The sequence below is a fragment of the Symmachiella macrocystis genome (assembly GCF_007860075.1).
Lineage (GTDB): Bacteria > Planctomycetota > Planctomycetia > Planctomycetales > Planctomycetaceae > Symmachiella > Symmachiella macrocystis.
In genome coordinates, this window is record NZ_SJPP01000003.1 from 710737 (window position 1) to 733277 (window position 22541).

The 22541-nt window shown below is 55.1% G+C and carries 18 protein-coding genes; 8 read left to right on the forward strand and 10 right to left on the reverse strand.

What is annotated here, in order from left to right; translation table 11 throughout:
* Positions 1–28: 28 nt before the first annotated feature.
* Together CA54_RS26245 and CA54_RS26250 are read left to right on the forward strand one after the other, a co-directional pair.
* Positions 29–541 carry an Hsp20/alpha crystallin family protein gene (locus tag CA54_RS26245; RefSeq protein ID WP_146373952.1) on the forward strand — a complete coding sequence of 171 codons (513 nt, stop codon included), beginning with the start codon at positions 29–31 and terminating at the stop codon, positions 539–541.
* Positions 542–1097: 556 nt separating this feature from the next.
* A complete protein-coding gene (locus tag CA54_RS26250; RefSeq protein ID WP_197532849.1) occupies positions 1098–2330 on the forward strand; it encodes a WD40 repeat domain-containing protein in 1233 nt (410 codons plus the stop codon).
* 129 nt (positions 2331–2459) lie between these two features.
* Here CA54_RS26250 and CA54_RS26255 read toward each other — a convergent pair whose 3' ends face one another.
* The 3 genes from CA54_RS26255 to CA54_RS26265 form a co-directional block, all read right to left on the reverse strand.
* Positions 2460–3995, reverse strand: coding sequence for a hypothetical protein (locus tag CA54_RS26255; protein ID WP_146373954.1), 1536 nt, complete (start codon positions 3993–3995; stop codon positions 2460–2462).
* Between the two features lie 63 nt (positions 3996–4058).
* Entirely contained in the window at positions 4059–5009 is a 951-nt protein-coding gene (locus CA54_RS26260) for a universal stress protein (RefSeq protein WP_197532850.1), read from the reverse strand.
* A 246-nt stretch (positions 5010–5255) separates the two neighbouring features.
* Positions 5256–6773, reverse strand: a complete 1518-nt coding sequence (locus CA54_RS26265) for a hypothetical protein (RefSeq protein ID WP_146373956.1) — start codon at positions 6771–6773, stop codon at positions 5256–5258.
* A 554-nt stretch (positions 6774–7327) separates the two neighbouring features.
* On the opposite strand from CA54_RS26265, the gene rph reads away from it, so the two are divergent.
* Positions 7328–8059 carry a ribonuclease PH gene (gene rph, locus CA54_RS26270; RefSeq protein WP_146373957.1) on the forward strand — a complete coding sequence of 244 codons (732 nt, stop codon included), beginning with the start codon at positions 7328–7330 and terminating at the stop codon, positions 8057–8059.
* A 364-nt stretch (positions 8060–8423) separates the two neighbouring features.
* On the opposite strand, the gene CA54_RS26275 is transcribed toward rph, so the two are convergent.
* Together CA54_RS26275 and CA54_RS26280 are read right to left on the reverse strand one after the other, a co-directional pair.
* Complete coding sequence (locus tag CA54_RS26275; RefSeq protein ID WP_146373958.1) at positions 8424–8615, reverse strand: hypothetical protein; 192 nt, start codon at positions 8613–8615, stop codon at positions 8424–8426.
* A gap of 471 nt (positions 8616–9086) precedes the next feature.
* The gene (locus tag CA54_RS26280; protein WP_146373959.1) at positions 9087–10067 is read right to left on the reverse strand and encodes a hypothetical protein; all 981 of its coding nucleotides are present in this window, start codon (positions 10065–10067) and stop codon (positions 9087–9089) included.
* Here CA54_RS26280 and CA54_RS29630 point away from each other — a divergent pair.
* Both CA54_RS29630 and CA54_RS26285 read left to right on the forward strand, forming a co-directional pair.
* The gene (locus tag CA54_RS29630; protein ID WP_197532851.1) at positions 10066–10209 is read left to right on the forward strand and encodes a hypothetical protein; all 144 of its coding nucleotides are present in this window, start codon (positions 10066–10068) and stop codon (positions 10207–10209) included. The genes CA54_RS26280 and CA54_RS29630 overlap by 2 nt on opposite strands.
* 309 nt (positions 10210–10518) lie before the next feature.
* Complete coding sequence (locus CA54_RS26285) at positions 10519–11910, forward strand: hypothetical protein (protein ID WP_146373960.1); 1392 nt, start codon at positions 10519–10521, stop codon at positions 11908–11910.
* 42 nt (positions 11911–11952) lie between these two features.
* Here the strand turns inward: CA54_RS26285 and CA54_RS26290 are convergent, their stop codons facing one another.
* The 5 genes from CA54_RS26290 to CA54_RS26310 form a co-directional block, all read right to left on the reverse strand.
* Positions 11953–12315 carry a hypothetical protein gene (locus CA54_RS26290; RefSeq protein WP_146373961.1) on the reverse strand — a complete coding sequence of 121 codons (363 nt, stop codon included), beginning with the start codon at positions 12313–12315 and terminating at the stop codon, positions 11953–11955.
* A 112-nt stretch (positions 12316–12427) separates the two neighbouring features.
* Positions 12428–13306, reverse strand: coding sequence for an HvfC/BufC N-terminal domain-containing protein (locus CA54_RS26295; protein ID WP_146373962.1), 879 nt, complete (start codon positions 13304–13306; stop codon positions 12428–12430).
* Between the two features lie 180 nt (positions 13307–13486).
* Positions 13487–14998, reverse strand: coding sequence for a glycosyltransferase (locus CA54_RS26300; protein WP_146373963.1), 1512 nt, complete (start codon positions 14996–14998; stop codon positions 13487–13489).
* Between the two features lie 2 nt (positions 14999–15000).
* Positions 15001–16740 (reverse strand): glycosyltransferase, encoded by a 1740-nt coding sequence (locus tag CA54_RS26305; protein ID WP_146373964.1) that lies wholly within the window; start codon positions 16738–16740, stop codon positions 15001–15003.
* A 123-nt stretch (positions 16741–16863) separates the two neighbouring features.
* A complete protein-coding gene (locus tag CA54_RS26310) occupies positions 16864–17514 on the reverse strand; it encodes a DedA family protein (RefSeq protein ID WP_197532852.1) in 651 nt (216 codons plus the stop codon).
* Positions 17515–17677: 163 nt separating this feature from the next.
* On the opposite strand from CA54_RS26310, the gene CA54_RS26315 reads away from it, so the two are divergent.
* From CA54_RS26315 to CA54_RS30110, 3 genes are all read left to right on the forward strand, one after another.
* A complete protein-coding gene (locus CA54_RS26315) occupies positions 17678–18493 on the forward strand; it encodes a hypothetical protein (RefSeq protein ID WP_146373965.1) in 816 nt (271 codons plus the stop codon).
* 161 nt (positions 18494–18654) lie between these two features.
* Positions 18655–19395, forward strand: a complete 741-nt coding sequence (gene ispD, locus CA54_RS26320) for a 2-C-methyl-D-erythritol 4-phosphate cytidylyltransferase (protein ID WP_146373966.1) — start codon at positions 18655–18657, stop codon at positions 19393–19395.
* 384 nt (positions 19396–19779) lie between these two features.
* A complete protein-coding gene (locus CA54_RS30110) occupies positions 19780–22401 on the forward strand; it encodes a methyl-accepting chemotaxis protein (RefSeq protein WP_146373967.1) in 2622 nt (873 codons plus the stop codon).
* Positions 22402–22541 lie beyond the last annotated feature (140 nt).

Consider the following 22541-nt stretch of genomic DNA (forward strand, 5'->3'; position numbering starts at 1 on the left):
ACGATCATTTCACAAGCAGGAGACGAACATGTCGAGCACATCCACGGATCCCTTCGAGCCGCGACAAACCGGTGATAAAGTCCGTCAAGAATTGGAAAAGTTGGTCGAAACGGTCTGGTCCGGCAGCGAGCGCGCATTGGGCGCACTGGGCTTGAGCGGATTGACCGGACATGAAATACATCCGCGATTGGACATTACCGAAACCGAAACCTCGATAGAGATTGTCGCCGACATCCCCGGCATCGATCCAGAGAACGTCAATATTTCTCTCGCCGGCAACATGTTGACACTTTCCGGAACCCATCCGCTGCGAGCCCCTTCAGATCATAATGTCGTGCACCGTCAAGAACGGCCGGCCGGCGAGTTTTCGCGTTCCGTCCCGCTCCCTTGCCCTGTCAATGCCGACGATGTCAGCGCCACGGCCAAGAACGGAGTCCTAGAGATCACCCTCAATAAACCAGAGGCCGAAAAGGTTCACCAGATTCAAATCCATGTGAAATCGCACGAAACAGACCCCGTCGGCAATACAGAACCCAGCTGATGTTCGCCAGCGAGATGGCGCACGGCGATTGCTGCCACACGGAAAATTGAATTCGGTTGGTAAAAGTCTACCGATTTTGCAGCATTAATCACCACTGCCGAAAACAGACTGCGCACTCCCCTGCCCCGGCGCGTTGATCGACCGCAAGGTCTGCCTGAATTGCCCAACAACGACAAACGGCATGTCGAATTCGGTAAAACAGCAAATCAAAAACCAATCAGCCGCCTGTTAGGCGTCTATGTGTCAGAATGGTGTGTAGCATTATTTTCCCCTGAAGAAAGCCGCCGGGATGGTCCCTGCGGCTTTTTTTGTGCGCGATGCGATTACGTATCGGGAAAGCCTCGACAGTTGAACCAACGATGCAATTCACTCAGCAGGCAACTACAATACAAAGGACGTCACACTCTATTCCTTTCCCTGTTCGTGTTGCCATTACGTCATGTTCAAACTGACACCAATTCGCATTTTCCTTTTGATAATCTGCTGCGTTTTGTGGGCGGGGCCTGGATCGTCGATCGCGGTCGCTCAAGATTTTCAAAAGGGCGATCAAGTCACCGTGACCGCCAAGACTGCCGAATTGAAGGCGGGCAAACGGGTCGTCGCTGTCGTTCGGCGGGGACAAAAGCAAACCGTCGAACAAGTGAATGGCAAGTGGCTATTGACTACGGTAACGATCGACGGAAAGGCCCAACAGGGTTGGATCAATGCCAAAGACGTGGCGCCCTTCAAGCCGACTCCAACCAAGCCAAATACGACAAAGCCTCCTGCAAAACAGCCGCCGACAATGCGCGCCCGTACCCCAAAGCTTAAGAAAACTATTCCGCCGAGAAACTCGTCAACGCCGCTGTTTAAACAAGTCGGGACGCTCCGCGGGCATACCGAAGATGTCAATTGCCTCACGTTCTCGGCTGATGGTCAATCGATCGTCACCGGCGGCAGAGACCGTAATATTATCGTGTGGGATGTTGGCGACCACAAACCACTGTCCATTTTGACCGGGCACAAACGCCGCATCCGCTGCCTGCAATTTTCTCCGGTGATGGATGTGATTCTTGCCAGCGGCGGGGGCGAAATCTCTCATGGCGAGTTGAAATTGTGGAACCTCAAGGAGCAAAAGCTGATCACTGACTTGCCTGTAGGTGATACAGAAGTTACATCGCTCGGATTTTCGCCGGACGGGACACGGTTGTTCACCGCTGGATGGAGTCAATCGGTTTCGGTATGGGACGTCATCACCACGCGCCGCCGCGGATCGGCGCGGACCTCCTTTGGCGAAATCGTGACCTACCTTGCGGTTTCTCCACTTGAGGAGATGATAGCCGTCGACGGAAAACAGGGGCTGGTGTATCTCCAAAACTCGGAGAGCCTACTGGAAACCGAACGTCCGACAACAGCCACGCAGCACGTCTTGTCGGACCACAAGAAAAACATCTCCTCCCTCTGCTTTTCAGGCGACGGACGTTTATTGGCTACGGGTAGCGAAGGCCAATTTGCCATTGTCTGGGATCCCAAAACCGGTGAACCCGTGCGAAACTTCGATACGCAAAACGGACCGATCACCGCGGTTGGACTTTCGTATGACGGCAAATGGTTGGCGACGGCAAATCGGCCAACGGATGCTCCACTAAAAATCTGGGACGTTGCCGCTGGACGGCTCGCGGGAGAGCTCGACGCCGGATCGGTACGTGCCGTGGCCTTTTCTCCAACCGATTCGCTGTTAGCAACCAGCGATGGCACAGAGGTGCGACTGTGGTCGCTGCGGCCGCCGGCGGTTTTAAGAGCGCGTTGATGTTTCCGCTTTGAATCACGACTTAACTCGCGACAAAGGGAACCGGTAGCACTCTCGACGGTCAACTAACGCACTGCTGGACGAGCCTGCAGAGGCACCCGACCCCGAGAATATTTTCTTAACCGACTGTCAAGGCGTTTTCGTGGTGACCGTTAATTCCTTACCGCCAAATTTTCCATACACGCCGCTACGTTGGGTCATTTTTCCGCTGCGGAGAGCATCAAACATTTCGCGGGTGATGCGGGCGCTGTGGGATTTCCCGCCCGCTTGGCGCAAGGTTAATTGGTCGGACGTGGCGGTGATTTCAAAAGTGATCGGGCCGGCTTTCCACTCGGTATCAATGGAAACTTGTCCCGGCAACGTCAATTGATACACGCGGCCGTACTCCTTCCATTTGTCGTCTTCGTTCAGAAAACCAAAGCTCGGATCGTAAGGAGTCGATCCTTTGGAGGAGGTGGAGACGAATAGCGAATCTCCCAGTGGGATTAAACCCGTGATGCGGTGGCCCCAGCGATTGAGTACGTGCCCCAATCGCGTCGCTTCCTGCTCGTAAGGATGGACTTGTGAATCGGTCAGCGGCGGATGCGTGAACATGCGGCGGCTGAATTTCCATTGGTGCGAGTTGCTGTCCAAACGCCACAACTCCGCCCAGGGCCAGACGCCGACATACAGGTCGCCACCATAGATCGCGGTCGTTTGCGCTTCGCGTGCCGAACTGGAAACCCCGGGCATGACCGGGGGTTGGTCCTGCAAATGCCGCACTTCTTGGCCATCGTATTCAAACAGGTTCCCGGTTGGGTACTGCCCCAGCAACAAGCGATCGTAATAGTTGATCATCGTATATACTTGATAACTAACGTCAGCAATCGGCTCAACGAGACATCTCCACTCTTGCCCATTGAAGCGGTAGACGCCGCCGGTATTTGTGGCTGCCAGCACATCGTCGCCCAACTGACCGTAGGAATAAATAAATTCGCGGGGCATCCGCATTGGAATTTTGGGAGCGGATGCGTAGTCGATCTCTGCCGACTGCGACGGACGCCAAGGGCAGGCGGCGATTTCATTCACTCCTTCACCGTAGACACGGACGAACAAATGGCCGCCAGCATAATAATACCGCGCGATTCCCACCTCTTTGCTGGTCAAATCGAGTATCGGCTTGCCGCCATACAACACGCGGGGCGAGACAACTTCCAGGACCTTGTCAGCGACATAGGTGGCAAAAGGGACATGTTTTTGGTCGGGCACCCAACGTGAACCGTCCCAGGCCATCAACTGCCGATCTTTTCCTCCGGAGGCGCTTTGTGCCTGCAACCTTCCATTGAAATCCGCCAGATAGACCCCCGCATCGGTCGTGGAACGGGGCAGCGGTTTGACATCATACTCAAGCGGTTGGCCCGGCGTTTTCACAAACAACTGCAGCCGACGACGATTGCCGCGACCGGTCGTGTTATACACGCCCTCAAACCCCGCTCCCCCAACGACCTTACCGTTGCGATTCTTGATCTCAAACAGCGACCCGTAATTCTGGCCGAGGTCCTCTCCCAGATTCACGACAATCGTCATCCGTAGCGCCGCGGGATCGTCCGCTGCGCGAACCGAGGCGGCGAACAGTGTCGAGAGAAAGACCACAAACCCAACAGCTGCGATAAAGATCTTTGTCATAATCAGGAAGCTTGGAAGGTGTTTTGTTATTGAGAAGAGTCTTGGCCATCCCGAGCAAACGCGTTACTCGGTTTCGACGGGACAGACAAAATCAGCCGGTTTCACGGCGAGAACTGAGCAAGGGAGTTCGGGCAGAATCCGCTCCGCGGTATTGCCAACAAGAAATCGCGTCAAACCAGCGCGGGCGACTGTCCCCATGACAACCAGATCGATGTTGTGCGTTTGGATCAATTCGATGATCGCGGATTCAGGAACGTCGTCGGACAAATGGACCTGTGGTGGTTTCACAAGACCCGCAACGTCGTCGTTTACCAATTGCTGTTTCAGTGTCTCCTCAGCCTTGGTGCGGACATCTTTCCGATACTGCTGGATTTCTTCAGGCAGGGTTTGCGAAAGACGTAGTGGACGTTCCAACGGATATTCCACGGCATGCAAAACATGCAATTCTGCCTCCTCGGCTTTGGCTAACCGCGCACCAATCTGTACCGCACGATCTCCCACGGGAGTCAAATCGGTGGCCACCAGAATCGATTTCGTATCCGTTTCCGATTCTGCTTTCGTCACCCAAACCGGGCACGGGCAATAGCGGAGTAGCTTCATAGCCGTGCTGCCCATCAACATCCGTTTGACGCTGGACAGATTCCGTGTGCCGACGATGACAATGTCATAGGGCCGGGCGAGCACTTCGGTGATGATCTCATGCCAAGCGGCACCGTACGCCAACCGGCAGTCGGCTTTGATCCCCTGTTGCTCCGCCTGCTCGACAAATTCCTTGAGCACGCCCAAGGCGGCATCGTCGACGTCGGAAAAATTACGAGGGTCTTGTTGAATGAGATGTTGCGTGTGCGCCGATAACTCCAGCGCGGATATAAATGTCAATTTTGCTCCGGTATGCTCGGCCAGCCAAAGGGCTTTATCGATCGCATGCCGGTTGGAGGTACTAATATCTGCGGCGACCAATCGGTCCGCCTTGGAAAGATCAATACCGACCAAAATATTCTGAACCTGGGTCATTCGCTCAACTTCCTTATGGAGTGGTTTCACCATGGTGGCGTGCTGCCGTTGGTATGGTAAAACAAACGCCCGACTAGGGGAAGCGCGCCAGCGGCACAGCGAGGATACATAGCGATCCCAAACGAACGCCCGCATGGGAATCGAGCGACTGCGAGCGACCCCGGCGCAAAAACAGCCGCGCAACATTGGAAGGTCGCGCGGCTGATCAAAATGCTAAGGACGGCCGGTTTCACACGGCGCTGGCTATTAGAACAGCCCAGCGATGAAGTCAATCAAGGCGCCCGATTGTACCACAGAGTCGGGGTTGGAATTGCCCCACATGGTGCGGACCACATCGAACATCATCAACAGTCCGGCAATCATCGTCAAACTGCCGATCCACAGTCCAATGTGTGTGGCCATGCCCCATTCTTGCTCAACGGGGCGGGAGAGTCGACCTGAGGGGACACCCAAACCGGCAGCACTTTCGCCAGTCAGCATATCATCGTCGAAATGCTCTTCGTCAGCGCCGATGAGGTCCACGGCATCGCTGGATCCGAGCACGTCGTCGTCCAGCCCGTCGTCACCGAAATCTAGTTCTTCACTATCTTCGAAAACAGCCGATTCGACACTTTCTTCGTCGTCGTCCAACGTGATCACGCTGGTTTCGCTGTCGGTGTCGAGCAAATTGGTGGAGAATTCGAAATCGCTCTCCTCATCGACAATCGCCGGAACGTCCAAGTGGGTATCGTGCCCTTCGCTGCTGTCATCGTCGATGACGGAAAACGCTTCGGTTCTGTCCGTTCCACCATCCAAGGAGATTCCGCTATCGTCCGGCCCCGCCAGGGAAATGCCGCTATCGCCGGCTAAGGACAATCCGCTATCGTCGGCAAGAGAAATACCGCTATCGCTGGCCAATGACAATCCGCTATCAGACTCCAGGGCGATGCCACTGTCGGAATCGAGTGCGATCCCGCTGTCTTCATCCAGGGACAGCCCGCTGTCCTGGGCCATCACCGAACTTCCTTCGGAGTCCTCTGGCGCGTCGCTGCCCAAGGTGACGTCGTATTCCGAAACCAAATTCGTGGGCGGGGCGATGAAATTCTCCGCTTGATTTTCCGACGTCTGAATCAATTGCACGTCGCTATCGCTACCACTGCCGCTGCCACTGCCTTCGTCGGAACTGGAACCGACGAGACTCACATCACTATCGCTGCCACTACCAAGCTTTTCGATCTCGACACTCGAACCGCCGACGAGTTTGACGTCGCTGTCGCTGCCCGCATCGAGGGAGGAATCGGCGGAGAGGCGGACGTCGCTGTCGGACTCGTTGATGGGGGAAAGCGAGATTTCCTCGCTGCTGCCTCCATCGGACATCAAGGCATCGTCAAACACCAATTTGACATCGCTGTCAGAACTCGAGGCGTCCCCTTCACGACGGCGGACAATGGTACTGTGTTCATCGTTGTGGCTGTCTTCGTCGTCGTCAAGCACCATGTCGGCTCCCGAATCGCCGAGCACGATGTCCGCGCCGGAGTCGCCATCGGCAAACGTGGCGCCGAAGTCGTCTTCGGAATCATCCGAGACATCGGAGAGATCAGCCTCTTTCGACGAGTCGACCTCCAAGCTTCGTTTGAGGTTCTCCACATCTTCTGGGCGAAACTTCCAAGACCCACGATCCGAAAACGCGCGAATCCCCCGTTTTTCACGTTTTTGGTTCAGTGCCTCGGGTTCAATTCCCAAAACCTCAGCGGCTTCTTCAAGACTCAAATACTTCTTTGCCATAGGTCGATTTCTCCGGAAGTTGCCTAATGCCCGAGTGTTCGCTCCGGCAAAATTCCCCACACTATCCGCAACGAAGCTGTAGGGGAACCGGACAAGCAATCAGTTAGGTGCGTACGAAACAGCCACGTGCGATTGTGAGAGTTGAGAGCAGGGTGTTGTTATCAGGTTGTTATTGGTTTTGCGATTCCGTACCGCCAACCACGCAAGGAAATGAATTCAAGCGAACCGTTCCTGTTTACTTCAACGAAAAACGATACGATTGTTATTCCCGCGCCAATCGATCCATCCCGCAGGTTTGAATACACAAACCGATGCCCGACAGGTTGTTATGTCGAGACAATTGCCTAGCAATATTTATTCTAAACGTCGTGGGACGCATTGCAAGTGGATTGCTACCGAGGATGCACAGATTTTTCAGTTTGCACAACCCGCGCAGAATGGGTGTGGACCGCTGACAGGATTGAATCTTGCCCTCCAACGCCCTAAAACGGGGCGGAATCCGCATTTTGCACCTCCACAGGACAAACTCTCCGAAAGACAGGATCACGACTCTGATGACACGTAATGACGGCCGTACGATTGACGCGCTGCGTCCCATCTCCATCAAACGGGGTTTCACCGGCTCCGCACCGGGCAGCATCTATATCCAAGCTGGACGGACCACAATCCTGTGTACCGCGAGCATTGATAATGCTCAGCCGCCTTGGATGAAGGACGAAGTCTCGGGCTGGGTGACAGCCGAATACAATATGCTGCCCGGCAGCACATCGCCCCGCAAACGGCGCGAACGCGGCAAAACCGACAGCCGTTCCACAGAAATCCAGCGGCTCATCGGACGTAGCCTCCGTGCAGCCGTCAATATGGAAGCCCTCGGACCGCGGACGATCACCGTCGATTGCGATGTCCTTGAGGCAGACGGCGGAACGCGAACGCTGGGAATTACCGGCGGCTGGTTGGCGTTGGCCGACGCAATTGCCAGCATCGCAGGCGATTTGCCCGATGCCGGGAAAGTCTTCCGTTCCAGCATTGCCGCCGTAAGCGTAGGTGTGCATGAGGAACGGGTGCTGTTGGATCTTGATTATTCCGAAGACAGCACGGCGGAGGTTGATTTGAATGTGGTCATGACAGGCGATGGGGACTTCGTGGAAATCCAAGGGACAGCCGAAGGCCGCACGTTCGGCCGCGAATTGTTGGACCAACAACTCGATGTCGCCGCCGCCGGCATCGCGCAGTTGACTACAATTCAACGCGAGACACTCGGCGACGCCTGGCCGCTGGCAAATTGACTCCCCCCTTCTTCCTCTTCGAAAAAACGAATACCGCCTAGTGAAATGCAGCACCTGATATCTGGGGCGCCCCTGACAAACCACTAGGCAAACGGCTCAACGGGTTGCAAGATGCCCATTGAGCCGTTTGCGATCTCTTTGCAATACCTCTTTCTTTTCGTAGAGCCGACTCGCATTGCCGGTCGTGAATATCTTACCCTTCACGTAACGTATTCCAATATTTAGCTGCGAACTAGATTCAAACCGTGTTGTCAATTCTATTGTGAAACAGACAAGGGGCCGCGCTATTGCGGCCCCTTGTTGGTTATCATGGCGCACTGTCCGCGGACAGTGTGCATCTTTCGCATTGAGTGATGAGCTGGTCCTAAAAGTGCAAAAGCTGGAGCAACATCAGCGACATTCCTCCGGTCAATCCTGCAGCAATGACGGACCGAACGCCCGACGTGATTCGAGCACGACGTTCTTCTTGCTCGACTTGGGCAACTTGTTCCCGTAGCTCATCGCCAATCCAACTGAGGACCGAAATACTTAGATCGGTCGCTGGATACGATTTCATCGGGTTCTCCCTATTCATTGTCGATGCCAGCCAACACGCTGCCGGCTGTCATCCACGATATCCGAAGTAGAAACCTTAAAGCTGACCTCCAAACCCTTTGCCGCAGTTGATAGCTCCTCGGAATTCCGAAGAGATGTTTAACACAGCCGGGTTTGGAAGGTGTTGCTAGTACACCATTTCGCCGAAATTGATGCTTTGACCAATCCGCAGCGAGCGCGAATTCCACAGGGTTTCGCGTCGAACTCGCAAACGGCAACACAATCATTTCAAGTGGTTGTGCCACTAGCGAACAGTACATGTATCGACCCGTTTTGAGACGCGACTGCGGCACTTTCGAGACGTTGGTCGGGAAAACCGGGGAATGGGGTGAAGGCACACAGATGTTACGCGTTGTTCCGATTGCGACCAGTCGCGCGCCTTTATCGACTCCCCACCTGCACAGCCGTCGAGCATTCGCGTTGCCATAACTCATCATTCGCAACTCATTCGTAATAAGAGGAGCATCTCCCATAACTGAATCTGTCGCGCAGCCTCTGACAAACTGTCGTCGGCGCCGTCTGACTGCACCTCGCAAAAATCGATGAATGCGAATGCATCCCAATCGCGCGGAGTTCGCAACTTATGACGTTGCTGTTCGGCAGCGGCGGATTTCTGTGCGGTCAAAATTCGGTCCGCGTGCTGAGCCAATTCGGGAAACAGCGGCGACTGGCCAATGCGGCGATACCAATACTTTGCATTTGAATAATCAGGTTCGCGGCGATGCATAATACCGTGCCAATGATCCCCCAACGCGGTGTCTTCCATGTTCTGTGAAACCGAATGACTTTCGTCGAGGTAATCGTGCACCTGTAACAACCCCGCCAACAAAGCCGATCCTGCCGGCGCAACTTCGTAAAGGCGTTTGCGGAGCCAATCGCGATCCGGTAACGGTTCAGCCGGGGCCAATGCTGGGAGTTCCAGTTGCCCTGCTGGTATGGTGGCTTCGCATTCACAACTGGCAATCGCAGCCGGATTCGTCTGCGCAATAGTCATGAACCAATCCCAAAGCGGCTCGTCGACGTCACGGAACGGACCGAATTTCGTCAGGGCGTCCTTGCGAATTAATGCCGCATGGAGCGTCGCTGCGGGTTGAATCAATGTTGCCAGTTGTGCGGGAAACTCCTCCCAAATCCACTTCGAAATCTCATCGTCGCGTCCAACCGGCAGCACGGCTTGCAGTTCCGCAGATCCCTGCATCCGCTCACCAAGTTGCTCCAGAACCGCCGGGAACTCCTCCGCCGCCTCGGCCACGAAAGCCAAGAACTCGCTTTGCGATGCCTCGACGAGGGCATTCAACTGTGGCCCACCTGTGAACTCAGCTCCAGCATCTACGATCTGAAATCGCGGCGCGAATGCATCCCAAGCCGCATTCTCTCGGTCGCCAAACACAAACACATCGATCGGGGCTGTCATGCAAAATCCCTTAACTCATGTCGAAAAACGCAAATTCCGGGGCGATGGCATCAAACAATGGACGCCACCGGGCCTGCTGGGGGTGGAATCGCAACGAGTTTACAAAAACCATCAATCCATGCGGATTTTCGTGAAAATGTAGGGAAAATCAAGCAATTATGACGGTGACATCCGTTACGACCCAAAACCAGTGAAATCCCAACAATTTGTCGAAGCGATCCCTCGTTCCCCTTGGCGAAATGCCACTCACTGCCGTATCCTTACGTTCAGTAGCTGTGAAACGGGACTGGGACTCCTGCGTACCGGCTACTGTGGGTCAATTACATTATTTCGGCGGTCGACCTCAGGACGAGTGTCTCATCGCCCTTACTGGGTTAGGACGCAGAACCGTATGCGTTACGGCAGGGGTTCCCCTGTCGTGACAAGTGTCGGCTCACTGCGCGGCTGAGGTATGGACGAGATCCTCACCGGTTACGACGTGAATGAACCAACGTGGTTCTACCTGTCGTTTCTACTGATCACCGCCGTATTCTTCAAGTTCGGGCGGATTTGGTCGCTGCGCAATATCGACTTGGTGTTGCTGCTGCTGATTTCGCCCGGCCTACTGATCCTGCACCGCGGTGATGACATCGGCGATGGCGCGTTGAAAGATTATGGGTTCGTGTGGATGTTCTCCATCACGGGCTTGCTACTCGTGCGCATGTTTTTCGACACCGCACTGACGCGCCGCCCGCAATTGGGGCAAAATCTGAATACGGCGGGGATGTCGTTTTTGTGTCTGGCGACGTTTTTGTTTTTGATGACAAAAGCCATGACTGAGGAGCCGGCCCCCTCGACGCTTCAATCGATTCACCGCGCTCAAAAAATCCTTGAACGGCAAGATACGTCATTGGCCGATGATCAAGAGCGCGATGCCGGACCGGCAGCCGACCTACTCAATACCGGTGCTGCTGTCGCCAAGGACGTGCTCGATGAAGGTACCGGCGACGGGGAACGTGTCGCCGCCGTGATCATGGCCATTGCCGCTCACTTGGCGGTCGTGCTCGGACTGCTGTTCTTAGCGCGGTTGCATTTTGGCAGCTTGGAACCGGGCTTGGCGATGGTCTGTTTGTATTTACTGCTCCCCTGCACCGCGTATGACGTGGGCAATGTGGTGCATGTCCTGCCACCGGCGCTGATCATATGGGCCTTGACCGCCTATCGTCGGCCGTTGATTTCAGGAGCTTTAATGGGGTTGGCGTGCGGAACGTTGATCTTTCCCATATTCTTACTGCCGATCTGGTTGGCCTTTTATGGACGTCGCGGTGCGTTGCGATTTATGGCCGCACTGGGGCTGATTGCCCTGTTACTGCTCGGTACGCTGGCGGTGACTTCGGTCGACATGAATTCGTTTATGGAAAAAGCCTGGGGACAATTGGGTGTGAGTCAAGGATTATTGACCAACCCCGTCGCCGACGGGTTTTGGGAAGCACGACTTTCCGCCTATCGGATTCCGGTGATGGTCACCTTCGGTGTGATGGTCGCTTCAATGACAATTTGGCCGCGGGCCAAAACCTTAGCGCACTTGATGTCCTATTCAGCGGCCATCGTTGTGGGGACTCAGTTCTGGTATCCCAACGAAGGCGGCATTTATGTGCTGTGGTATTTACCGCTGCTGCTGGCCGTCATGTTCCGTCCCGCGCTGCTGAAAGAAACGCCGCCGGAATTGAAACCGCTGCCGTGGTTTAAGAAATCGCGGCCAACGTCGCGCGACAATGCGACGCCAACAACCGCGCATTCCACCGCCAAAGGGAGCACGCAAGCACTGGCCACCGGCATGATCCGCCGCCCGTTCTTGCGCTAACAATGTGGCAACGAACGGTCTGTGCCGGCTGTCGCCAACGTCCTATTGCTGGACGTCATACCAGACTTCGCGATCGTATTGGACATCGGCGTTCGAGCCATTCCAAATACGAATGTTGTTGATGCGAAATCCACTGCGGATATGGCCCCGCGGGCCGGGACTGCGATAAGGCCGACGATAGGCCGACTTCGCTTTCGGAGCGATCCCGTATTGGTACCCCGGACTGTCGGCGTGACTGTAATAGGACTTGGCAAAGATCCAATCCTCAGCCTGCACACTGCTCGCGGTTGCAACTGTGAAAGCCACTGCCAAGCATCCGCCGCACAACCATTGTTTGATATTTTTCATCACCTTCACCCACTTGCCGACATGATGCCAGCAATCCACATCCGTCAATGTTGTCATCTTGAAACTGTCTATTCATCACAACACAATGTTGAGCAATGTCAATACGTTTCAATGTTGACGAATATGCGGGCGCAACGACAACCGCCGAAAGTCGCTGCCACAAGTGGAGTTAGGGCAATTCGACTCGCAGGAAGAACTGCTCCGCTGCCCATTGACGAAACCAGTCGCCCAGGTCCGCGGCGAATTGCTGAACGTCTTCTTCATAGAATTCCGCCGCTTGGGCGATCGCGTCGCCCACGGTTTCACCGGCCACGATGCATTGCAGCAACTCGTATTGCGCGCGATTCAAATCAAACCGCCGCACGATGTACTCGCGACGACTGATGGCCAAAAAGCTTGCCTGCGGATCAGGGATCGGTGTCGTCGCTTCGCGGCGCTTGGCGGAAAAGAACTGGCTCACCGGATGCGAGAACTGCATCAACCGCAAACAAGGCACGACCGCAAGCTTCGCATCGGGCCATTGAGCAGCAGGCACCTCGTGTAATTGTTCGGGCGAAAGTTTCGGATCCTCTTCGGCGCCCGGTCCGTCAAACACCTCGTTAAAAGCCCATTCCAAACGGGCCAAGTCGATCACAAATTCGGCCCATTGCGTGATCTGTCCTTCGTCGCGCGGAGATGTCTCGGCGAGGTAATTGGCAAAGTTTTCACCGAGGTGGCCCAGCGAGTAACTGCGTGAAGGGTAGGCGTTCAAATATCCAACCACGAACTGGTCAAACAAATCCTCCCCGACCGTAGCCTGCGTGACAGGAAATTCGCCCCGCATGCATTCCAGCAATCGCGCGAAGTAAGCCCCGGAATAGACCTCCATACGGTGAACCGCATCGAGTTTTTCCGAACGGGTCACAACGTGTTCGATCTCAGCAGCCGTGATCGCAATCTGCTCCTGCGCCGCAGCCGTTTCCACCCCAGCCGTCACCCCGCCGGGATACGAAATCACGGACTGCATCCAGCGTTGAATCGTGGCCAGGTCGTATTGGGGGGCGGACATGATCGTATTTTATAACGCTGTAAGGACAGATAAAATTGAGAGCATCAATCTTCGATGGTATCGAGTTAGACCGCGATACTGAAGACTAACGCAACCAACCTGTCATCGTTACCACAGCGGGGACTAATATTGCGAACAGTTTGATTCCACCGTCATTCCCCAAATCAATGCATACGCACGTTAAGTCGAGGGGCTGGCCGAAATCAATGGCGAGGTCGCCACCCGCAAGCCGCTTGCCTGTGCGGCTTCACCCAACCAACGGCCGAAAAGTGCGATATCATTGGGCGGTTCTGCTCCGGCGAGGTCATTGAGAAATGCGGTCCGGATCAAGCAGAACCGCGGTTCAACGGCAGCGACGCTGCGTGGTTTTAACCAGAGCGAAAACGGTCCAGGTGCCAAAGCATCGCGCCCTCGTTCGGGGCAAGCATAGGCGTCGTCCGCACCGCGAATTTCTCCAGAACCAATGACGATCCCCGCATGATTCACAATTCGCCCGGATAGCAACGCGACATCCGTATGAAGTTCAAAAAGGCCGATCGCTTCCCAGATTGATTCCTCACTGGGCAACAGATTGTCGGCAGTCATGACCACAAACTCCGCCGGTGAGTTGCGCGCCGCATCTAGAATCACAAAAGTTTCATTGGTGACGACTTGCTGAGCATTGAAGGGAAACCCAATCTCCTCGCGGGGAGTTGCGTGCGCGGCAGTGTGATGAATCCAATCGACCACCGGTGGATCAATCGGCTTACGACAAATCGCCCATTCTTTACCGCCGCGCTCTAAGGGAAAGGGGCGGACCTCGTAACGTTCAGGATGCGGTTGCGTAGCAATGTGTGTTTCCAAGACGTGTCGTTGGGATTGCACCGAACCGGGATGAGGTTGGCGACGATTGGTGTGCGATACGGCGTGCGTCCGCCAATGATAGAGGATCTCCGCCACATGTTGCGGCGAATGCCCACCACGGGCGAAACGAAAAACCGAATCCCAGTCATGGCAGTAGTTGCTACCGGGGTCGCTATACACCCCCAGATCAAGCGCCACCAAGCGGTCGAACGCGCAAAGATGCCAGATATAAGACCCCGCTTGGTTCAACACCGGGTCCCAAGCGGGACGCTGAAAGGGCGCAAAGGGACGACCGTCGGCGACGTGGTCTTCGTCGCTGTACAGAAACGCCGGCGCATCGTGGTCGGCAATAGCCTGTGCGAAAACCTGCACCGCGTCGGGAAATAGCAAGTCGTCCGCGTCGAGAGGAATCACGTAGTCTCCCGTCGCCGCTTCAAGGCAAACGCGCATACCGCCAATGATGCCACGGTTCTCAGCCAATTCAATCAGCCGCACGCGCGGGTCGGCAGCGACGTCGGCAATCACGCGCTGTAAGGTTTCGGGAATCGCGCCGTGCGACAGTACCACCCATTCAAACTCGCAGGAGGTCTGCGCGAAGAGAGCGGCGGCCGTTTCCTGAAACAGTTGCGGCGGGGTTTTTTCGTAAACGCCGGTCAGAAAAGAAAACTGTCCAGGGGCCGCATGTCCCTTCAAACGTGCTTGCCGCTGAGCCACGTGTGCTTCCAACCAACGTGGATAGACGAAACGCCGCTCGCTCAGTTTTTCGCGTACCCGACCAACCCAGCGACGCGCCGTCCGACGTGCGCGGTGAACCAATGGGGGACGCTGAAGGGAGTTGGAGAACGCCATGCTCACAGCGCCTCCCGTGCGTAGATTTTCACTTCATCGTTTTCCACAACCACCGGTTGATACGCGCGGCTGACATCACGGTCCAGCGCCGCCGAGTAATACCGCGATTCACCGGGCGGGAGTTGTTGTTCAATGGATGACGGTATTTCCACTGTGTGCGATTCGGATGACGTCGCTGATAAAAATGGAGAGTAGACCACCCGCCATTCGCTACAAGCCGCCTGGCTGGCAGCGGCGTAGCCGAGTTCATCCAGCGTCATCCGTGGTTGTTGCGTGTCGCTGATGAGTTCAGCCAGAAAACCAGCTGCGAACACACAGAAACGAGGCGAGACAGCATCGACGGTTCGCTGTTTCCACATCTGATGAAAATATCCCGGATCGTCCACCCTGCGGCCAACGTCGGGACAAGCGAAGGCATTTCCACAACCCCGATAATACCCCGCTCTCAACACTCGCTGCCGACTATCCAAGATCCGTCCGCCGACCATGCCGATATCGGGATGTCGTTCCATCAGTCCTAGCGGCTCCCAAGCCCACTCGTCACCGTCGATCGCTATAGTGTCATCCACGAATGCGACAAGACCGTCGGCGGCAGCGACCTGGGTGATGCGGTCTTGCAATATCACCGGATCGGCTGCGCGGGGTATGGCGATCGTTTCTTCACACGGATAGTCACCCGTAATAGCGGCGGACAGCGCGGGGGGACGATGTTGGTCAGCGGTTGTCACGACCAACAACAAAGGACGCGGGTCAACATGTCGGCGGCGAATCCACCAATCGGGGGTTCCGGAGAACAGTGGGCTGGGGATGATTTCATAGCGGTCCGCATCGCGGAGACTTTGCAGAGAGCGGGTGAGCATCGCACAGTGGGAAGCGGAGACGTCGTTTTTGCTATGCATGTTGGCCGACGTCGATCCGGCATGCATCCGCCAACTGTAGAGGATTTCCGGAATATGAACCGGTGCATGCCCCGCCATAGAAAACCGCAAAAAAGCATCCCAATCGGGGCAACTATTGGTGTTGCTGTCGCCGTAGACATCGAGTTCCAAGGCCAACCGGCGATCCATCACCCCCAGGTGCGCGGTGTAAGCGGAATTGAGAAACAGCACCGGGTCCCAGTCCGGTTTGAAATAGGGCAGCAGTCGGTTCTGGCCGCAGATGTGGTCTTCGTCGCTGAATAATAATGGCGGATAATCGTGTCGCTGGATGTGGTGCGTCACAATTTTTAGGCAGTCGGCATCCAACCGGTCATCGTGGTCGACCGCCACAATATACCGCCCGGTCGCTTGCTCTAGGCAATACCGCATGCCGGCGATGATGCCCTGGTTCGTTTCAGAACGGAACAACCGCACGCGCGGATCGCGGGCAAGCACATTGCTCAAAACCTCGAGCGTCTCGGGACGCGTTGTGCCGTTATCGAGTACGACCCACTCAAACGGTTGGTCGTCCGGCTGTTCCAAGACACTGGTCGCCAACGCGCGAAGAAACTCCGGCGGGGTATTCCAAACCGGAGTGATCAGTGACAGCAACCCCGGTTCAGTGGCGTGAGCATACTTGTCACGGCGTTGGTGGAGCCGCGCAGCGATCCAATTTTCATAGTTCGGGTCAGCAGGGGGAAACCATTTGGCCGCTGTTGCTAGAAAAGTCGCAGCCAGTGGGTTCATCAACAAGCGCCGCAGCGCGGGAATCCGCTTTGCGCGCATCACACATTGTCGAGCCCAATTGCCGATTGTCCGAGACACTGACGCATCCTTGCCGTCTGTGTTGAAATTCAATCAAAACCGAACGATTTTCCGGGAGGGTGAGGCTCCCGCCCAATCCGCGTCGCAAACCGGGCGGTACTGTTACACAAGGCCTCTCATGCGTCAAGCGGGATTTTGAGATGCCGCTGCCCGAGCGACGCGCATTCGGTGGCGAATGACATAGAAGCCGATCATCAACACCACTGCCACCAGGATTCCGGCGGTGATCAACGTTTTATGACCTTTCCACAGTTCAATGGCAGCATCGCCAAAGTAATAGCCGGTGAGCGTCAGGATGATGACCCACAACCCGGCTCCCAGTCCGGTAAAGAAGCAAAACCGCGCTAAATTCATGCGGGCCAGACCGGCTGGGATACTAATGAGTTGTCGTACTGCGGGTATTAAGCGACAAACAAAGGTCGTCATTTGACCATGTTTTGCGAAGTAGCCTTCGACCATCAACATCTTGTCCTGTGGAACAAAGAAATACTTGCCAAATTTCAGCAATAGCGTCCGCCCCAGCGAAACAGCCAGAAAGTAATTGATCAAAGCGCCGGCAATACTTCCGCCGATGCCCGCTGCGATACAGCCCCACAAATTGAGATCGCCTTGGGCAGCGGAGTACCCGGCGGGAATCATCACAATCTCGCTGGGAAAGGGGATGAACGAACTTTCGACCGTCATCAGGAGGAAGATGCCCCAATAACCAAGGTCTTCTAGTCCGCCGACCCACCCGACAACAATTTTCTGGATCAGTTCCGAAAGTTCGTGCACGCCACAGTTCCTCGCAACAAAATTCTCAAAGCAGTGTTGGAATAGGTTTGGTCAAGATTCGCGAATCTAGGGAGGATAGCTGAGAACTGTCAATGCGGGAATCCACATTCGTAATCGGTCCCGATTTGGCAGCCCGGGCTGGAACTTTTGTATCGCAGACACGATGATGCTTACAGGAGGCAGTTTTCAAAAACCATCGTTTCGGCGAACAGGGAGCGGTACGATCAAAGGACCAGGATTAAAAATTAGCCTCGACGTCCGTCGGCAATGGCAATGCCCGACGTGCGATTATCGGGCCAAAATGCCGGGAAACCGAGTCGCCGAACGTTGCCCGCATTGCACCGACGTGGTTTGGCTGCAGTTGGTGGAAAAACAACGGGTCTGGAAAGAATTCACCGTTCCGCACGCCACCGATATCGAAATCGACCTCGATGACGAAGAGGAAATCGTCGAGTCCTCAGCAGAGACAACGGCCCAAACCGCTGTCAGCGACGAGCCGGCGGTGGAAGCCCCCCCTGCGGTCGAGCCAACTGCCAGCGAAACGGCAAAAAGCGAAGCTGAGATCGTTGAGCAGCCCAGCACCGAGCCAGCTACTCCAGAATCCGTCGACACAGTTGAGCCGGTAATCGAAATCGAAGTCGTGACTGAGAAAATCACTGTCGAAGTTGTTGAGACAGTGCAATCCGCAACGGATGCGAAATCGGTCTCGCCAACGGAAACATCTGGCGAAACTGCGAAACCTCGCAAAAAACGCAGCCGCCGACGCCGACGACGTCGGGGAAATTCGTCGCCTGACGAGGCAACACAACCCACAGCTGAATCGGCATCCGCAGCACCACCGTCACAGGAACAGTCCCAGGAAAAAGAACCAACATCTCCCGAGACTCCCCCTGCCGCTGCCCCCCCCAAACCAAGCCAACCCGACGCTGCGCAGCCTGACTCGCCCCAAGAAGATGGTTTCGGATCTGGGGTTTTTTAAAGCCCGTTATGGACGCATTTCAAGACAATGTCCGTCGGAGGACGATCCCGTTAGAAGAATATTGCGTTCGCGGATAAGTTCGGCACATCGATCTTACAGCGAATAAATACTGAGAGATTTCCGACGAGATATTCGGATCGTTTGGCGAAAAGAGAAGTGTCATGGCAACATTCGCAGTCATCTTGCCGGCGGCCGGGCAAAGTTCCCGGTTTCAACATCAACAACGCAAAAAGCCGTTCGCCGATCTGAAGGGGCGCGCGGTTTGGCTGCGGTCCGCTGAGCATTTCACCAATCGTGACGACGTGCTGCAAACCATCGTCGTCGTCTCGCCGGATGACATGGAATGGTTCAAAGAAAAGTATACCGCGAATCTGGCATTCATGAATGTGGATATTGTTCCGGGGGGAGACAGCCGCGCCGCGTCCGTCAAAAATGGCCTGGCCATCGTCAAACCTGAGGTCGAGTACGTCGCTGTCCATGATGCGGCGCGACCACTGCTCACCAAACAGTGGGTGGATCAAGTCTTCGCCAAAGCCGCCGAAACCGGTGCTGCCCTGTTGGGCGTGCCGGTCGCCAGCACCTTGAAAAAAGTAGCCGACGAACGGATCGCGGAGACGGTGTCACGAGAATCGCTGTGGGAAGCGCAAACGCCGCAAGTCTTTCGGCGTGACTGGCTGGAGGCGGCCTATGCGAAACAGGGGACGCTGGAACCGACCGACGAAGCCCAGTTGGTAGAACAGCTCGGAAAGCCGATTTCGATGGTTGCCGGATCGTCGCTGAATTTTAAGATCACGACCGCCGACGACTTCCGCCTCGCTGCACTGGCGCTTGATGCACTTCCCAAGGCTGCTGGCCTGCGCGCGCTGCATCCGTTTGAAGATGAAGATCCGCGCCGTATTTGACGAAGCGGCGCCCGTTCCTTCCGGCGAACTTCAGGAAATCTGGAATACTAGCCACGATTTCTACGATGCGGGTACGGCACAATGCTCCGATTGCGCAAAGCAGTCTGAGGGGAAATGCTTAGATCGCATGTCGCTTAACTAGAGAAGTTCAAGTCGACTCAAGGCCAACGATCGTTCATCCGATTGACTATCTTAGTGTTCTACTGCTTAGGGGATTACCCGAAACAGATGACCGCGACGGTAAAGCCAATCGACATCCCAACGACGCAGTCATTGCGGAATCGCGAGTGAATAATTCCTCCTCGCTGGAATCCAGAGAATAGTTGATTCCAATCCGCGACGAAATCGAAGTGCTTCCTCCCATTCTCAACCACCGAGGGCCCGGTGGCGGAGACTTATCGCCAACAATTCGCTTTTTCTAATGGATCCGCATTGGCTCTTAACGCACCAGCCCTGAAAAGATCCTTCCAGGCGGTCGCGCCCCGTGCCGACTATTTGGCGGACCGTTTTTATAGCCAACTGTTTCTGGATTATCCCGAGCAAATCATTCGCTTTGGCAGTACCGATTTTGCCGACCAGCAACAGAAACTCATTGCAGCGCTCTCGGCAATCATTCGCCAACTCGACGATGAGACCGGACTGGTCGAATTCGTAACCCGGTTGGGCGAGCGACATGCCGCATATGATTTGTCCGAGCATGACTATTTGGCGGTCACAGAGACACTCATATCGGTGTTCGCTGAGGTCTTGGGTTCTGAATTTTGGAACAGCGAATACGAAGACGCATGGCGCGAGGCATTGGCAACAATCACTGAATTGATGCAACAAGGCGCGCGCACGCAACTGACTAAGCAGGCAGCGTCGGTAGCGGTAGCGGTTTCAGAAACAACCGTCGAGTACAACTCCAACGCCCTCACGACTGCTGAGAATGATACACAATTTTCTGATAAAGCAAATTCTCCGGCCCCCCTGCCCGGAACACCGGCGGTAACAACAGAATTCATCCCCCCCGAACCGGCACCGGCCGCGGGTCACCACACTGGAGATAGAAATACGATGATCAGCACGGCACAAACAGAGGGACGCATGGCAACGGAAGCACAAGCCGATGCGGGCCTAGACCAGCAACAGCTTTTAGAACTGGCTGCTAAAGTCGAAGCCATCAGTAAATCTCAAGCGGTGATTGAATTTGAGTTGGACGGCACGATCATCACGGCCAACGACAATTTCTTGAACACCCTTGGTTACTCCTTGGGCGAAATTCAAGGCCAGCACCACAGGATGTTCGTCGAAGACGGCTATGGTCATAGCAATGAATATCAACAATTCTGGGGCAAATTGAACCGTGGCGAATATGTGACCGACACGTTTAAACGCATTGGTAAAGGGGGCACTGTCGTTTGGATCCAAGCCTCGTACAATCCAATTCTCGATCCGAACGGCAAGCCGTACAAGGTCATCAAATTTGCCGTGGATGTCACCGAGCAAATTGAAATGGCCCGGATGAGATCCATGGTGGAGGAAATGCCAACCAACGTGATTTTGGCAAACTCGGATCTTGAGATCACGTATATGAATCCGGCGTCAATGAAAAAACTGTCGGAGCTGCAAGATTTCCTACCGGTCAAAGTCAAAGACATCATTGGGCAATCGGTCGACATCTTTCACAAAAACCCCTCCTATCAACGGGGAATTTTGAACAACCCCGATAATTTGCCCTACCGTGCAAACATCAACGTTGGCCCCGAGACTCTGGACCTGCTGGTGAGCGCCGTTCGGGACGTCAACGGTGATTATATCGGACCGATGGTGACCTGGGAGGTCATCACAGAAAAACTGCGGTTGGAACAAGAAGCGACGCGTGTCCAAAACATGATGGACAGCATTCCGATCAATGTCGCGCTGGCCAATCGCGATTATGAATTGGTGTACATCAATCCGGCGTCGATGAAAACGCTCAAGTCTGTCGAAAAGCTGCTGCCCATGCCGGTGGATCAGTTAATGGGACAGAAAATTGACATCTTCCACAAAGTGCCCGAACACCAACGTCGAATCGTGGATGATCCCAGCAATCTACCTCACCGGGCCAAAATCAAACTTGGCGAGGAAACATTGGATCTGTTGGTCTCCGCAATCTATGACAAGGACAACCAGTACATCGGCCCCATGATCACTTGGTCAATCATCACGGCCCAAGAAAATATGGGATCGAATGTCGCCGAAGTGGTCAAAGTCGTTTCCGCATCAGCATCGGAGTTGCAAGACGGTGCCAAGAACATGGCCGCCACTTCAGAGCAAACGGCACGACAATCGCAAGTTGTCGCCGCTGCCAGCGAAGAAGCGACGCGTAACGTAGAGACGGTCTCCTCTGCAGCCGAGCAATTGACAGCCTCGATCAGCGAGATCTCACGACACGTCCAAGATGCTTCAAAGATCTCCCATCAGGCCGTACAGGAAGCTGCTTCTGCCAATACGACGGTCCAAGAACTCGGCGAATCCAGCACCGAGATCGGCAAGGTGATCAAGGTTATCACGTCCATCGCCCAGCAGACGAATCTTTTGGCTCTCAACGCGACAATCGAAGCCGCGCGGGCCGGCGAGGCTGGCAAAGGCTTTGCTGTCGTCGCCAACGAAGTGAAAGAACTCGCACGGCAAACCGCAAAGGCTACTGAAGAAATCAGCCAGAAGATCGAAGCGATCCAAGGTTCCACAAACGTAGCCGTGAACGCAATCGGGACCATTGGCGAGATCATTGGCCAGATCAACGAGATCTCAACGACAATCGCCGGTGCGGTCGAAGAACAGACCGCTGCCACCAACGAAATTTCCCGGAATGTTTCGGAAGCAGCCCGCGGGACCGCCGAAGTGACGCAAAACATTGCTGGAGTTTCACAGGCCGCCGATGAGTCCGGTAAGGCTTCCGGAGACATGCTGGCCGCCGCTGATGGACTGGCTGCCGAAGCGGATCGCTTGCAGCAAATCGTCGAAGAGTTCCTCGCCGATTAATTGGACGCCTAGTGACCATCGCGTAGACACGCCAATGCCACTGACGGGCCGATTCCGTCAGTGGCATTGTCTATTGTGGAGGGATCGATCCGCTCCGTTTTCCTCACGCTGCCATTTGACCACCCATTGACACTCCTCTA